Raw genomic sequence first — 15,622 nt, forward strand, 5'->3', positions numbered from 1 at the left:
CTTGGCCGTCAATTCCCTTTGACTGTACTACTCCAGGATAAATTTACTTCGCAGCAAGATTGCTCAGGGCATTCAGCTTGCGAACGTCAGTAGCAATTTTCTGGCGTTTCTCTTGGGGCAGCGGGATCATACCTTTGTCAGTCAGGTAACCTTCATCACCCCAAGCGCGCTCATTGGTGAACTCCGCCAGGAACTGCTTGATACCTGGCACTACGTCGGCATGTGCCTTTTTCACGTAAATAAACAGCGGGCGGGAAACTGGATATCTCTGATCGGCGATAGAGTCGAAAGTCGGAGCCTGTCCTTCGATCAAAGAGCCTTGTACTTTATCGGCATTCTGGTCGAGGAAGCTGAAACCAAAGATGCCCAGGGCATTTGGATTGGCAACCAACTTGTTGACGATCAGGTTATCGTTCTCACCGGCTTCAACATAAGCGCCGTCTTCGCGTACGTTGTGACAGATCGCCTTGTAAGCGCTCTTGTCTTTTTTCTTCATGGCCTTGATCCAGCCAAATTTCTTACAACCACCTTCCATTGCCAGCTCCGCGAAGGCATCGCGGGTACCGGAAGTGGGGGGCGGCCCCAAAACTTCAATTTTGGTATTGGGCAACGCAGGGTTTACGTCTTTCCAGGTCTTGTAAGGGTTGGCTACCAGCGTTTCGGAACCGTCCGGGTTCGGTACTTCTTTTGCCAGGGCCAGGAAAATATCTTTGCGGGAAAGCTTGAAAGGCGTTGCTTTCTTCGCATTGGCCAGCACGATGCCGTCGTAGCCAATCTGTACTTCCACAACATCAACGCCGTTGCCGTTACACATCTCCAGCTCGGACTGCTTAATGCGGCGGGAAGCACCAGTGATGTCTGCAGTGCTTTCACCAACGCCCTGACAGAACAGCTTCATGCCGCCGCCAGTACCTGTGGATTCAACTACCGGAGTCTTGAACTGGGTAGCACGGCTGAAACGCTCCGCCACAGTGGTGGTAAAAGGGTAAACAGTGGAAGAACCCACAACACTGATGTAGTCGCGAGCCGCCAGGGCTACCTGAGAGGTGGCAAGGGTCAATGCCGCCAGGGAAGTAGCCAAAATTTGCTTGTTCATGTGTAACTCCGATGAGTGTTTTTTATTTCACGCGGCGATGCTAGGAACAACGGATGACGATTCTATGAATAAAACATGACAAAAAAGTTACAGCCGGAAATTTACCCCGCTGGTGCCCGGGCAGGCAAAGCGGTAACCTGCATACAAACGAGATAACAATAAGATGTAAAGAGAGAAGCCCCCATGCTATTTCTGATGCGTGGAGCGCGTGCACTGGAGAGTCTATCCAGTCGCACCGGCCACCTGCTCGCCTGGTTTACCTGGGCCATGGTCTTAATACAGTCCTGCGTTGTGACTCTGCGCCACCTGTTCGACAGTGGCTCCATAGCGCTACAGGAGTCCGTAATCTATCTGCACGGTGCCGCCTTTATGTTGGGCCTGGCCTATGCCCTACAAACCGACGCCCACGTGCGTGTTGATGTCTTCTATCGGCGAATGGGTCCCAGGGGTAAGGCTTGGGTTAATGCTGTGGGTTTTCTGCTATTTCTTTTGCCAGTCTGCACTTTTATGTTGCTGAGCAGCTGGCAGTTTGCTCTGAATAGTTGGTCAGTGCTTGAGGAGAGCGCCAATGCCGGCGGCCTTCCCGGTGTTTTCCTGCTGAAAAGTCTGATTCCCCTCGCGGCAGTAACCCTCGGTCTCGCCGGCACCGCCCAGTTTATTCGTGCTCTGCTACAGCTTATGGAGGTTTCAAGCCCGGTAAGCGAATCTGTAGCGAAACCACGATTGCTCAAGCAGGTGGAGGAGGCAGAGGCATGATCGAGCTGATACCTCTATTGATGTTTGCCGCCGTTTGCGGGCTACTGATGTTCGGTTACCCGGTAGCTTTCACGCTCGCCGGTACGGCCCTAATCACCGCCGGGTTGGGTATCGTGTATGGCGCTTTCGATGCCGAGCTACTGCGTGCCTTCCCCGACCGCCTCTACGGCATTATGCAAAACGGCACCCTGGTTGCCGTGCCGCTCTTTGTCTTAATGGGAGTCATTCTCGAGAGAGCAAAAATCGCCGAAGACTTGTTGGTCAATCTGACCAAAGTATTTATGGGCGCGCCGGCGGGTATGGCCATTTCTGTAGTAGTTGTCGGCGCACTTCTGGCCGCCAGTACTGGTATTGTGGGCGCCACTGTGGTGACTATGGGATTAATGTCCCTGCCCTCTATGTTGAAGCAGGGCTACTCCCCAAAGCTCGCCACCGGCACCATCTGTGCCACCGGCACCCTCGGGCAAATTATTCCCCCCTCTATTGCTCTGGTGCTGCTTGGGGATACTCTCTCCAACGCCTATCAGCAGGCACAACTATCCGCAGGTATTTTTAATCCCAAGCCGGTCAGCGTTGGCGACCTTTTTATCGGTGCCATTATCCCTGGCCTATTGCTGGTGGCGGCCTACATTGTTTACTTATTGTTCGTGGCGCGCCGTTCTCCGGGTAAGGCCAAGACCGCGCAGCAGCAACCTCTGGAAGTTTGGCCGCTACTGAGTAGCCTTTTTCCTCCTATCGCTTTGATGCTATTAGTGCTGGGGTCAATTATTACCGGTGCCGCAACGCCTACAGAAGCCGCCGCCGTAGGTGCTCTGGGGGCGGGATTACTGGCTTGCAGTCGCGGTGCTCTGCATTGGGCGCAAGCGGGGGAGGTGGGTCGCAGCACTCTACAGGTAAGCGCGATGGTGTTTGCCATTCTTATTGGTGCTTCATTGTTCTCACTGGTCTTCCGTGGATATGGCGGTGAAGAACTTGTCACCAGTATTTTCCACAGCCTGCCTGGAGGTGTTATTGGTGCGACCTTGCTGGTCATGCTGGTGATCTTCTTGCTCGGTTTCATTCTCGACTTTATTGAGATCACCTTTGTGGTGGTGCCCATTGTTGGACCGGTGTTGTTGGCGATGGGTGTGGACCCGATTTGGCTGGGCATCATGATTGCAATCAACTTGCAGACATCCTTCCTTACCCCACCCTTTGGATTTGCATTGTTTTACCTTCGCGGTGTTGCGCCAAGTTCAGTGGCCACTTCCGCTATCTATCGCGGCGTTATGCCATTTATCGCTATTCAGCTGCTGATTTTGTGCCTCCTAGCACTCTGGCCTGCTCTGGTGACTTGGTTGCCGGGGGTGGTTCAGAATTAATCCAAAAGACAACAATCGGTAGTGATAAGACCTTGTATCGCTACCGATTGGATCCAGCCCAAAACGATCGTACTAACATTGAAACTTAATAAACCCTTCGCCCCTTAAATTCATCGGCACATCTTGATTCCCTACGGCAAGTCACCAGCACCTGCTAAATTGGCATTAAATTTTTTAATTTGCTCGCCAGACCTTCAATAAACCTCTGTGGATATCTCTCCTTAAAAATAGATCCATCAAAAGGAATTAAACACTGCTATCGATATCCAAGCACGAATAAAAAATTAAAAAGGATTTAAAAAATGCTAAATATTACCAGCCTTTCCAAGACCTACGATAACGGCGTGCATGCGCTTAAAAACGTCAACTTGGATATTCCCAAGGGTATGTTCGGATTGCTCGGCCCCAATGGTGCCGGCAAGTCTTCTTTAATGCGTACTATCGCCACGCTGCAATTTGCAGACAGCGGCTCCATCACTTTTGATGGTATCGATGTGGCCAGTAACCCTCAGAAAATTCGCAGCACCTTGGGTTATCTACCACAGGATTTCGGGGTTTATCCGAGAATCAGTGCTGAAGATATGCTCGATCATATGGCAGTTCTAAAAGGTATTAGTAATCGCAAAGAGCGTCGCGAAATGGTGGCTGAATTACTGCACCAGACAAATTTATTTAAGGATCGCAAAAAAAACCTAAGCGGTTACTCTGGGGGTATGCGCCAGCGCTTTGGTATTGCCCAAGCCCTGATCGGTGACCCACGCCTGATTATTGTCGACGAGCCTACCGCTGGTCTCGACCCTCAGGAGCGCAATCGCTTTCACAACCTGCTTAGCGAAATTGGCGAGAACGTAGTGGTAATTCTTTCCACCCATATTGTCGAAGATGTTGCCGATCTGTGCCCCAATATGGCGATCCTGGCCGCAGGTCAAATTGTGGCCCAAGGTAAACCCGAAGAACTTATCTCTAAATTGCAAGGACGTGTATGGCGGCGCACCGTCGATAAATCTGAGCTGGAAGAATGCCACAATAATTTTGATGTGATTTCCACTCGTTTATTAGCCGGGCGCCATGTTGTGCATGCGCTGGCAGATACCCAACCGGCAGTAGGCTTTGAGCAGCTGCAACCGGACCTTGAAGATGTCTACTTCTCCACCCTGTTTAGCAGTAAAAAAGCTCAAGTGGCTAACGCCGCTTGAGATGGGGGGGATTTCGAAATGTTTTTATCGGTTGCTAAGTTTGAATTTCACTACCAGTTGCGCCAGCCACTGTTTTATGTGACCAGCCTGGTATTTTTTCTACTGACTTTTGGTGCTATGACCGTCGACAATATACAGATCGGCGGCGGTGGAGGTAGCACCCTGATCAACTCTCCCTACGCGATTATGCTAACCCTGTTAGTAATGTGCGTTTTCAGTATTTTTATCACTGCCGCCTTCGCAGCCAATCCGGTGCTGCGTGATCGCGATATGAAAATGGAAGGTATTGTCTTCAGTACCCCTATCAGCAAGCGTGATTATTTATTGGGGCGCTTCACAGGATCATTCGCCGTGGCCTTCCTGGCTTTCTCATCTACGGCGCTTGGTATGTTGTTCGGTTCATGGATGCCTTGGCTAGACCCAGAGCGCTTGGGCCCCACTCAAATATCCCACTACCTGCAAACCTTATTCATACTTATCTTTCCCACCATGCTGTTTTGCAGCGCCATGTTTTTTAGCCTGGCAGCCATAACTCGCAGCATGATGGCCACTTACCTGGGGTTGATCGCCTTCCTGATACTCTATTTCACCAGCCAGGGAATCATGGATGAACCCGCCTATCGAAGTGCTGCCGCACTGGCTGACCCCTTTGGTATCGCCGCCTTCCAGGAGACAACTCGCTACTGGACCGCTTTCGATCGCAATACCTCTATGATCACACTAGAGGGAAACTTTCTAATCAACCGCTTACTATGGCTGGGCGCCAGCTTATTATTTATCGGCTCAGGCTATAAATGCTTTTCATTTGCCGAACGTAAACCTCTCTGGTCGCGCCGCCGCACCACAGAAGCTGCAGATAGTGAGATACCTCGGTACATCAAGCCCCTACCGCGAATTACTCCAAACTTTGGGGCAGCCACGGTTTGGCAACAATTCCGTATACGCTGCGGTTTTGAAGTAAAAGCAGTAGTAAAAAGCCTAGCTTTTTGGGTAATCCTGGCACTGGGTGTTCTGAATGTCTTGGGCGCATCCCTGAGCCTGGAGGCAGTATTTGGCACCTCGGTATACCCGGTGACTCGTTCTATGGTCAGTCTGATAGAAGGTGCTTTTAGCCTCATCATGTTGATTATTCTGATCTACTATGGGGCTGAATTGGTGTGGCGAGAACGCCAGGCCGGTTGCCATGAAATTATGGATGCCGTGCCCACACCCAGCTGGATTTTCGTAGCGAGCAAGTTTATTGCAATGCTGGTGGTTCTGGCCGGTATCCTGATAGCCTGCATGCTTACCACTGTGGCTGTACAGCTGGGCAAGGGATATACAACTCTTGAGCCTGGACTGTATTTTTACGGACTCTGGTATCAGTTTGCGCTGCCGTTTTACTTGATGGCAGTCCTATCAATCTTTGCCCAGGTGATAACCCGCAATAAATTCCTCGGCATGCTACTGATGGTGGGCTACTTAATTAGCTCCAGTGTCCTTGATGGCCTTGGGTTCGAACACAACCTCTATCAATTTGCAGACTGGAACGCCGCACCTTACTCGGACATGAATGGTTATGGTCACTTTGATCAGGGTCGGGCTTGGTTTGCGTTATATTGGATCAGCTTCAGCCTGATACTGGCCATCTTGAGTTACGGGCTCTGGCAGCGCGGAACCCTGGCTCCTCTAACTAGCCGGGTCAAAGCCCTGCGCTTCCAATTGGGGCTTTCCAGTCGATTAACTGCCTCCACAACCCTGCTACTGTTTATCGGCACGGGCGCCTTTATTTTCTACAACACCAATATTCTCAATCACTACGAAACCAGCAAGGATCGTGAGCGACTGGCTGCAGACTATGAGAAGAAATACAAGGCCCTGGAGGATAAACTCGCACCACATATCACCGATGTCAAAGTGGATGTGGATATCTTCCCCAATGAACGCCGCTATGAAGTGCGCGGCCGCTATTTCCTGGTTAACAAGCGTGAGGAGTCGATTGATGAGGTAGTTATAGGGCTGGATCGCGGCCTTACAGTTAACCAGTTATCCCTAAATCAGGCCAAGTTACGCGAAAAGGACGAGCAGTTCGGACACTATTTCTTCGAGCTGGATCGCCCACTTGAACCCGGCCAGTCCCTCACGCTGGAGTTTGATCTGAGCAGGATCAATCGCGGCTTTATGAACTCCGGCTCCTCCACCACCTTGGTGCAGAACGGTACCTTCTTTAATAACTACGAAGCGCTGCCCTTTATCGGTTACAACAGCAATTTTGAGTTGACTGATCGTCACCTGCGTAAAAAGCACGATCTACCGCCGCCGCAGCGTATGCCCAAACTGGAGGACAAAGAGCACTACCGAAAATCCTATCTTCGCAGCGACTCCGACTGGATCAACTTTGAAACCACCGTCAGTACTTCCTTGGGACAGATAGCACTGGCCCCCGGCTACCTACAAAAAGACTGGCAGGAGGGAGAGCGCCATTATTTTCATTACAAGATGGACGCGCCCATTCACAACTTTTTTTCCTACCTTTCAGCGGACTACACAGTGGTCAAAGATAAGTGGCAGGACGTTGCCATTGAGGTCTACCACCACAAGCCCCACGACTACAACATAGATCGTATGGTTGAGGGGGTGAAAAAGTCCCTGGAGTATTTCAGTGAGGCATTCAGCCCTTATCAGTATCGCCAACTGCGTATCGTCGAGTTCCCAGGCTATGAATCCTTTGCCCAGGCATTCCCCAACACCGTACCTTTCTCTGAATCTATCGGTTTTGTCGCCGATCTGCGGGACCCGGATGAGATTGATTACGTCTTCTATGTAACCGCCCACGAGGTGGCGCACCAGTGGTGGGCGCATCAATTGATTGGCGCCAATGTACAGGGAGCGACTCTACTGTCTGAAACCCTGGCGCAGTACTCAGCACTAATGGTGATGGAGCGGGAATACGGCCCTGAAAAAATGCGTCGTTTCCTCAAATATGAGCTGGATGGCTACCTTAGCGCTCGGGGTACCGAGTTACTTGAGGAGTTACCTTTATCTCGCAACGAAAACCAGACCTATATCCATTACGACAAGGGCTCGCTAGCGATGTACGCCCTTAAGGATGCGATGGGTGAAGATGCCGTCAATGCGGCTTTGGCCTCCCTGTTAAAAGAAAAAGGCTTCTCCAGTGATCCCTATCCCACCAGCATGGATTTAGTGGCAAGACTCCGAGCCCACGCCGAACCACCCCAGCAAGAGCTGATCACCGATATGCTGGAGCGAGTAGTCCTCTTTGATCTCAAAGTCGCAAATGCCAGCTATGAGCTGTTGGAGAACGGCAATTATCGCGTATTACTGGAGCTGGAAGCGCACAAATATGAAGCCGAAGGGGATGGACAGGAGCAAGAAATTCCCATCAATAACTGGATAGATGTTGCGATTTTTGCAGAAGATCCCGACAAGAACGCCAGTTCAGACAATGTGCTCTACTTGACCAAACAGCAGATCAGTGAAGAGACCACCCTGCTGGAGTTTGAGGTGAAGGGCAAGCCGAGCATTGCTGGCTTTGATCCCTATATCAAGATGATCGACAAAAACCCGGACGACAATCTGTTGGCAATAGAGACACTTTAGGGCTCTTGTCACTAATTTCCCGGCCACCTAGGGGGGTGGCTGGGAAAAACTTCCCTCGTTTTCGTTGGAAAAACTCAGACAAGTACTGGTCAAATACTACTCAATTTGTGCTAGAATGCGCCACCTTCCCTCAGGTGGAAACCAATAACTCTAACAATCTGTGAGTAGTCGATGTCCGCACTTTCAGCCCTTGATGAAAACCCGCAACCAACAGGCACGCTTACCCTGCAAACCCTGGCTATGCCCCGTGATACCAACCCCCAGGGGGATGTATTCGCTGGTTGGCTGATGTCGCAAATGGACCTGGCTGGAGCAATCTTGGCCCAAAGCATTGCACGCGGCAGGGTAACTACCGTAGCGGTCGGCAGTATGGTGTTCTTACGCCCGGTTCCGGTTGGCTCTACGGTCAGCTGCTATGCCGAAGCTATAGAGGTAGGGCGTTCCTCTATTAGGACAATGGTTGAGGTATGGCTGACACGGGTGGACTCTGGTGAGCAGGTAAAGGTCACCGAGGGTGAGTTTGTTTTTGTCGCTATCGACGATAGAGGGCATACCAGACCGCTGCCCTGAAACGACTTGCAAAACTATTTCGGGAAACTGCCTTAAACCAGTTTCCCTTCTATGATATTAATTCTGCCTTTTATTCCTGTTTCTTGCTTTCTCCATCAAGTTCACGCGCCTGGTAATAAGCCTCTTCACTTATCTGGTGATAGGGCCGCACATCCCGCTCAAAATCCTTAAAGGCTTTATAGATACGCGCAAATTCTGGGTCCTTATTTGCGGTCTCTTGCATCAGTTGAGTATTGATCTGCTTTAAATGGGCAAGCACATCGTCTGGCAAACGCTTAACTTTGACTCCGTGTGTTTCCACCAGCTCACGCAGGGCGCGATTATTACGTGCGGTGTACTCATCCAACATATCCTGGTTTGCTTCGCGGGCAGCCACGCGCACAATAGCCTGTAGGTCTTTGGGCAATTTCTCAAAGGCTTTTTTATTGACGATAAATTCCATCATTGAGCCGGGTTCATGCCAGCCGGGATAGTAGTAGTACTTGGCAACCTGATGGAAACCGAAAGCGAGATCGTTGTAAGGTCCAACCCACTCGGTCGCATCAATAACACCAGTCTGCAGCGCGGTATAAAGCTCACCACCGGGAATAGTCACAGCGGTACCGCCGGCCCGGTTTAATACTTCACCGCCCAGACCGGGAATTCGCATTTTTAAGCCCTGCAAATCCTTAACAGAGTTAATCGGTTTGTTAAACCAACCCGCCATCTGTACCCCAGTAGAGCCACCGGCCAGGGGGATCAGATTGAACGGTTCATAAATCTCTTTCCAGAGTTCCAAACCGCCACCGTGGTGCAGCCAGCCATTCATTTCCTGTGCGTTTAAACCAAACGGTACCGCAGTAAAAAACTGGGCCGCTGGAATCTTGCCTTTCCAATAATAGGCGGCACCGTGTCCCATCTGTGCAGCGCCCTCAGATACCGCACCAAAAATACCTAGAGCGGGTACCAGCTCACCCGCACCATAAACTTTAATTTTGAGGCGGCCGGAGGACATCAACTCAACATTTTTTGCAAAGCGCTCTGGGGCCTGGCCTAGGCCGGGGAAATTTTTTGGCCAAGTGGTGACAAGCTTCCACTCGAACAATTCTTTATTGCCATTATCGGAAAAGTTTTGTGCAGGGCCCTGTGCTACGCGGGAAGTGACCAATGCAGCAAAGGTAACAACAAGTAGGGCCAGTAGGCCCAAAATAATAGCGGGATACCAGTTAACTTTTTTCATCGCTTTTAATTATCTTTTTTCTTGTAAGGCGCTGATCATCGATAAATGATCTTTTTTAAATGGTCGGGATTTTGGGAAAAACCGAAATCAGTGTAGAAAAATTTCTAATCTGACTTGGTTTTTACCAAAGCAAACAATCTATAAAGGCTGCAGCTTAGCCATAGCCACTACCAGCCATTTACTGCCAGCATCATCGAAATTCACTTGTACACGCGCACGGGGGCCATTACCTTCGAACTGTACTACGGTGCCCTCGCCGAATCTGGCATGCTCAACCCGGCCACCCAGTGCCAATGGTGGTAAATCATCGAAGTCTGGCGCCGGGTCGGAAAACTGGCCCACCTTACCGTAATCCGCCTGGTAGAGGGGACGGGAAATTTCGGTCTTCAAGCGCACTTCGTGCACCAAATTTGGCGGAATCTCACCGATAAAGCGAGATGGACTGTTGTAGGTCTCGCTGCCAAATAGGCGCCGGTTTTCCGCGTAGGTAATATACAGCTTACGCATGGCGCGGGTGATACCCACGTAGCAGAGACGTCGCTCTTCCTCCATGCGGCCGGGCTCCTGTGTAGACATCTTGTGGGGGAATAGGTTTTCCTCCACGCCCGCCATAAACACCAAAGGAAATTCCAGGCCCTTGGCGGAGTGTAGGGTCATCAGCTGGACGGCATCTTCAAACTCATCCGCCTGACCTTCACCGGCATCGAGGGCGGCGCTGTCGAGGAACTGGTTAAGAAGAGGGATTTCCTCCTCATCTTCCTCGCCCTCGGGCAGGTCCACACCAGCAAAAGAGCGACAAGCAGTGACCAATTCCTGCAAGTTCTCCACTCGTGTCTGGCCCTTCTCACCTTTTTCTTTGCCGTGGAATTCCAGCAGGCCGCTAGTCTCGATCACATCCTCAGCAATGGCATCCAGCTCTTTCTCTTCCGCATTTGCAGCCAGCTGGTTAATCAGATCCAGAAAGCTCTGCAGGGCGTTGCCGGCGCGCGCAGCCAGAACCCGCTGTTGCAACATCAGCTTGGCCGCCTGCCACAGGGAGCAGCCCTGCTCGCGGGCATAGGAGCGCACCATCTCCACCGTGCGCGCACCAATGCCACGAGTGGGGGTATTTACCACCCGCTCAAAGGCGGTGTCATCATTGCGATTGCTGATCAGGCGCAGGTAGGACAGGGCATTTTTAATTTCCAGGCGATCGTAGAAGCGCTGGCCACCGTAGATACGGTAGGGCACCTGATCGCGCAGTAGCCCCTCTTCAAGCACCCGGGATTGGGCGTTGGAGCGGTAGAGGATGGCAATGCTGTCGCGGCGATTGCCATCGCGCACCCAGTCATTGATACGCTCGACGATGAAGCGCGACTCATCCTGCTCGTTGTAGGCGGCGTAGACGGCAATAGGCTCGCCTTCTTCACCCTTGGTCCACAACTCCTTGCCTAGGCGACCGCTGTTATTAGCGATCACCGCATTGGCGGCGTTCAGAATAGTGGAAGTGGAGCGATAATTCTGTTCCAGGCGCACCGTCTGCACTTCACGCAGATCTGTAGAAAAGTGCTGGATATTCTCGATCTTGGCGCCGCGCCAACCGTAAATGGACTGGTCATCGTCACCCACAGCGGTGATATGGCACTGCTCCCCAGCGAGCAGGCGCAACCAGGCGTATTGAATCGTGTTGGTATCCTGGAACTCATCCACCAGGATATGGGGGAAACGCCGGCGGTAGTGGGCCAGAATACTGTCGTTATTCAGCCAAAGTTCGTGGGCGCGCAGCAGCAACTCGCCAAAATCTACCAGCCCACCGCGCTGACAGGCCTCTTCATAGGCGAAGTAGATGCGCACCATGGTCTGCAACCAGGGATCGGCGCCGGCATTGATATATTGCGGGCGCAGGCCTTCATCTTTCTGCGCGCCAATCCACCACTGGGTTTCCCGCGGCGGCCACTTTTTATCGTCCAGCCCCAGATCTGCCTGTACCCGCTTGATCAGGCGCAGCTGGTCGTCGGAATCCAGAATCTGGAAGTTCTGCGGCAACTTGGCTTCTTGCCAGTGGGCTTTGAGCAGGCGGTGAGCCAGGCCGTGGAAAGTGCCCACCCACATGCCAAAGGTATTCACCCCCAGCAGCTCTTCGATACGAGCGCGCATCTCACGGGCCGCCTTGTTGGTAAAGGTCACCGCCATAATGGAGTAGGGCGAGGCGCCCTCCACCTGCATCAGCCAGGCGATGCGGTGCACCAGCACCCGGGTCTTGCCCGAGCCGGCACCGGCCAGAACCAATTGATTGCCGGGCGCGGCAGCTACCGCTTCGCGCTGGGCGTCGTTGAGGGGGTCTAAAATCTGAGATACGTCCATGGGCGAAGATTGTACCAGAGCTGCTGCATAAGACCTGTGTAAATAAACAGGATTTTACCCCGGCTGACAATGCAAAGCCCCTCGCCAGCCGGGGGCGCAGCGGCTAAACTGCGCCAACTGGCATAGAGAAGGAAGTCCTGTGAAACCGGCGGAAGTAACGCAACGAATCAGTGAGCAACTGTCATCCATGCGCAAATCTGAGCGCAAGGTGGCGGAGTATATTCTCGCCAATCCCGATGAAATTATTCATATGCGCATCGTCGACCTGGCCACCGAGGCCCAGGTGAGCGAGCCGACCGTGGTGCGCTTTTGTCGCGCCGTGGGCTGTTCCGGCTTCCAGGAGTTCAAGTTGAACCTGGCGCAACAGCTGGCTTCCAGCCCCAGCTTCGGCCAAATCGCGGTGACCGAGACCGACACCATTGCCGAGTACAAACGCAAGGTGTTCGACTCAACAGTAGATACACTGCTGAAAGTGCGCGATAGAATTGACGACCGCGCCCTGGAAGCCGCCGTTACCGCCATGGCTGCCTCCAAGCGGGTGGAATTCTTCGGCTTTGGCGCCTCTGGTGCTGTCGCCGCCGATGCCCAACACAAGTTCTTCCGACTGCAATTGGCCACCGCCGCCCACTCGGACCACCACATCCAGAATATGTCAGCCATGTCTATGCAGCCGGGCGATGTAGTCGTGGCTATCTCCCAGAGTGGCCGCACCAAGGCACTACTGCGCTCCATGAGCATGGCAAAGGAGCAGGGCGCTCTGGTGGTTGGCCTGGCACCCAGCGGTTCGCCGGTGGCACAGCAGGCCAGTATCCCGCTAGAAGTGGATGTGGAAGAAGATATTGAGATCTATACACCACTGTCCTCACGCATCGCCCACCTGGTGGTGATCGATGTGCTCGCCATCGGCGTTGCCCAGCGCAAAGGCCCCCAGTTGCAAGAGCACCTACTAAAGCTGAAGCAGGGCCTGTACACATTGCGGGAAGACAAACACTGAGGGAAATTTGCAAGAATGCGGCACTGGATAATGTGTCGCAGCCCCTCTACCATGCCTGCTGTATCCGGCAATCTACTGCCACTGCCAACAAGTGCCCCTAGCCGTTCCAGAGCAATTCCATGACATCCACCGCATTATCCGCTGAGCAAAAAGCACCGCGCTGGTTGGTGGTATGGCTAGCGGCGCTGGTCTCCCTGACGCCATTTTCCATCGACAGTTACTTGCCGGCTATCCCGGCCATGGCCGGTGCGCTCGATACCGAAGTGGAGCGGGTGCAGTATTCGGTCTCCAGCTTTTTACTGGGTTTTGCCCTAGGCCAGCTCTTCGGCGGCCCCCTCTCCGATCGTTGGGGTAGGCGACTGGTCGGCACTATCGGCCTGTGCATTTATATCGTCAGTTCACTGCTGATCCTGTTTGCCGACCATGTCGATCAACTGATTATCCTGCGCTTTTTCCAGGCCGTGGGGGGCGGTTTTGCTACAGTGATTTGCGCCGCCATAGTGCGCGATCTGCACAGTGGGCGTGAAGCCGCCAAAATTATTTCTATGATCAGTACCATCATGCTGATCGCCCCCCTGATCGCTCCAGTAATCGGCTCTCTACTGCTAGCAGTGGGTGGCTGGCAGAGTATTTTTGTATTCCTGCTACTGTACGCCGCTGCCATGCTGCTATTAGTGCGCTTACTGTTACCAGAAACTGTATCGCGTTTTACCCGCGCGCGGCGCCAGTTGATGCCATTAGCATCACTGATTTCCACTTATGGACAGGTGCTACGCAACCGCCGCGCCCTCGGTTTTCTCGGCGCCCAGGCCTGTGTCAGTGGTTCGATGTTTATCTATATCACCACCGCACCCTTTGTCTTTATGGACTACTTCAGTGTCAGTCCGAGCCGCTTCCCGCTGTTCTTTGGCGCCTGTATTCTGGGGCTGATCTGTATGGTGCAGGTCAATATCCGCCTGCTCAACCTGTTCCAGCCGCGCAATATTTTATTGGCTGGCGTCACTCTGCAGATGCTCGGCTGTGGTTTGCTATTACTCGGCACTTTGACCGGTATTAAAGAACTGACTCTGTGGATGGTACCGCTGGTATTGGTAATGAGCTGTATCGGTATTACCGGGCCCAATGCCGCCGCCTGTTATCTGGAGTTTTTTCCCAAAATCAGCGGCAGCGCTAACGCCCTGTATGGCGCCACAATTTTTATCACCGGCGGCGTGCTGGGCGGATTGGTAAGCAGCCTGCACACAGGCACCCTGGTTCCTATTGCCGCGTCCATGTTTGGGTGTGCAGTAGTGGCCCTGTTCTCCACTCTGGTAATCGCCCAGGCACGCAAACCCATCGACTCGGATATACCAATCACCAGGCGCTTTACCCCGCGTTGAAGAGTCAGTTTTGTTTTCATCTATTGAAAAGAGGGTATTTCGGCCCGGCCATATTGGCTAAGTACTCAGGGACCATATTTGCCACTTCTGTTCCGGAGCTCCACCTAGTTGTTGATAAAAAGCTTGTGCATCTACATTAGTAGAAAGAACTTCCCACTTTATTTTGGCACTACCCCGCTCATAGGCCTCTTTTATTAAATATCCCATCAATGCCCTTCCTACCCCTTTACGGCGATATTCTTTGTTGCCAACTACGTAAAGTTCTTTAATCCACAGCCAGGGAGTTAAATCGTAGGTAAAGGGAAGGGCATAAAAAACCAGGTAGCCAATAGCTACACCACTGTCTTCGGCCACTAAACATTGGAAGTCTGCCCGCTTAAATAGTCGATTATTTAATTCTTCCTCAGTAACCTTGAACCTATCTAAGTAGCCTTCGAATTTAGCTAGCCCACGCATCATCTCCAATAATTGACGAATATCACTAGGCTTTGCGTTACGTATAAGCATTTATTTGTTGCCAAATTTGATGGATTGGTAGAGGGTGCAATCTTCACCCTCTTTATTTCCGGTCTTGAGAGATAAAATCTCACTTTGACCTTAGGCGCTGATAGTTTCCTTTTCTCCCACCAGTTTGAATCCTTCATCTATCCATCCGGTTATACCACCAATCATTTTTTTCACTGGAAGCCCCAATTTTGCCAACCGGACAGCAGCCTTCTCTGTTGCATTGCAATGGGGCCCGGCGCAGTAAACGACGAACAAAGTGGAATCTAGATAGCGAGATACAAGCTCTTTATTGATGTGCTGATAAGGTAAGGACTCAGCGCCCAAAATGTGCCCCTGACGAAAGGCTTCTTCACCACGAACATCCAACAGGACAAAGTCCTGGCGCCCATTGGTTAGGGCATGATGAACATCCCAGCAGTCCGTCTCAAAGGCCATCAGTTCTTGGAAATGTTGCAGGGCTTTTTGGCTGCTAGCTGGGGCAATACGACTTACAGCAGAACTCATAATTATCTCCTTGGTTAACACTCACTCTTTGTCATGTATGTATTCTGTTCTCTGGCTATTTATTTAACGATTGGCTTAAAAGCCATATAGCGTTAAA

Annotated in this window: 12 protein-coding genes; 7 read left to right on the forward strand and 5 right to left on the reverse strand. The window is 52.0% G+C overall.

From position 1 onward, the window contains the following. Positions 1-43: 43 nt before the first annotated feature. Positions 44-1,096: a PstS family phosphate ABC transporter substrate-binding protein gene (locus ACJJJA_RS00830; RefSeq protein WP_252083916.1), complete on the reverse strand. Its 1,053-nt coding sequence runs from the start codon at positions 1,094-1,096 to the stop codon at positions 44-46. 183 nt (positions 1,097-1,279) lie between these two features. On the opposite strand from ACJJJA_RS00830, the gene ACJJJA_RS00835 reads away from it, so the two are divergent. The 5 genes from ACJJJA_RS00835 (at position 1,280) to ACJJJA_RS00855 (ending at position 8,579) form a co-directional block, all read left to right on the forward strand. After that, the gene (locus ACJJJA_RS00835) at positions 1,280-1,852 is read left to right on the forward strand and encodes a TRAP transporter small permease subunit (protein WP_444903481.1); all 573 of its coding nucleotides are present in this window, start codon (positions 1,280-1,282) and stop codon (positions 1,850-1,852) included. Further along, positions 1,849-3,213, forward strand: coding sequence for a TRAP transporter large permease (locus ACJJJA_RS00840; protein WP_444903482.1), 1,365 nt, complete (start codon positions 1,849-1,851; stop codon positions 3,211-3,213). Before ACJJJA_RS00835 ends, ACJJJA_RS00840 begins: the two co-directional genes overlap by 4 nt. 302 nt (positions 3,214-3,515) lie before the next feature. Next, complete coding sequence (locus ACJJJA_RS00845) at positions 3,516-4,409, forward strand: ABC transporter ATP-binding protein (protein WP_444903483.1); 894 nt, start codon at positions 3,516-3,518, stop codon at positions 4,407-4,409. Positions 4,410-4,427: 18 nt separating this feature from the next. Continuing rightward, entirely contained in the window at positions 4,428-8,009 is a 3,582-nt protein-coding gene (locus tag ACJJJA_RS00850; protein ID WP_444903484.1) for an ABC transporter permease/M1 family aminopeptidase, read from the forward strand. Positions 8,010-8,180: 171 nt separating this feature from the next. After that, the gene (locus tag ACJJJA_RS00855; RefSeq protein WP_152455932.1) at positions 8,181-8,579 is read left to right on the forward strand and encodes an acyl-CoA thioesterase; all 399 of its coding nucleotides are present in this window, start codon (positions 8,181-8,183) and stop codon (positions 8,577-8,579) included. Positions 8,580-8,649: 70 nt separating this feature from the next. On the opposite strand, the gene ACJJJA_RS00860 is transcribed toward ACJJJA_RS00855, so the two are convergent. Then, positions 8,650-9,798, reverse strand: coding sequence for a TRAP transporter substrate-binding protein (locus ACJJJA_RS00860; RefSeq protein ID WP_444903485.1), 1,149 nt, complete (start codon positions 9,796-9,798; stop codon positions 8,650-8,652). 138 nt (positions 9,799-9,936) lie between these two features. After that, positions 9,937-12,141 carry a DNA helicase II gene (gene uvrD / locus ACJJJA_RS00865; protein ID WP_444903486.1) on the reverse strand — a complete coding sequence of 735 codons (2,205 nt, stop codon included), beginning with the start codon at positions 12,139-12,141 and terminating at the stop codon, positions 9,937-9,939. 139 nt (positions 12,142-12,280) lie between these two features. Here uvrD and hexR point away from each other — a divergent pair, with 139 nt between their 5' ends. After that, positions 12,281-13,135: a transcriptional regulator HexR gene (gene hexR, locus ACJJJA_RS00870; RefSeq protein ID WP_108735063.1), complete on the forward strand. Its 855-nt coding sequence runs from the start codon at positions 12,281-12,283 to the stop codon at positions 13,133-13,135. A gap of 119 nt (positions 13,136-13,254) precedes the next feature. Then, the gene (locus tag ACJJJA_RS00875) at positions 13,255-14,514 is read left to right on the forward strand and encodes a multidrug effflux MFS transporter (RefSeq protein ID WP_252083926.1); all 1,260 of its coding nucleotides are present in this window, start codon (positions 13,255-13,257) and stop codon (positions 14,512-14,514) included. Between the two features lie 57 nt (positions 14,515-14,571). Here ACJJJA_RS00875 and ACJJJA_RS00880 read toward each other — a convergent pair whose 3' ends face one another. Then, positions 14,572-15,021, reverse strand: a complete 450-nt coding sequence (locus ACJJJA_RS00880; RefSeq protein ID WP_444883230.1) for a GNAT family N-acetyltransferase — start codon at positions 15,019-15,021, stop codon at positions 14,572-14,574. Positions 15,022-15,111: 90 nt separating this feature from the next. Next, a complete protein-coding gene (locus tag ACJJJA_RS00885) occupies positions 15,112-15,525 on the reverse strand; it encodes a rhodanese-like domain-containing protein (RefSeq protein WP_444887604.1) in 414 nt (137 codons plus the stop codon). Positions 15,526-15,622 lie beyond the last annotated feature (97 nt).

The sequence above is a fragment of the Microbulbifer mixtoriginis (SeqCode) genome (genome assembly GCF_052466865.1).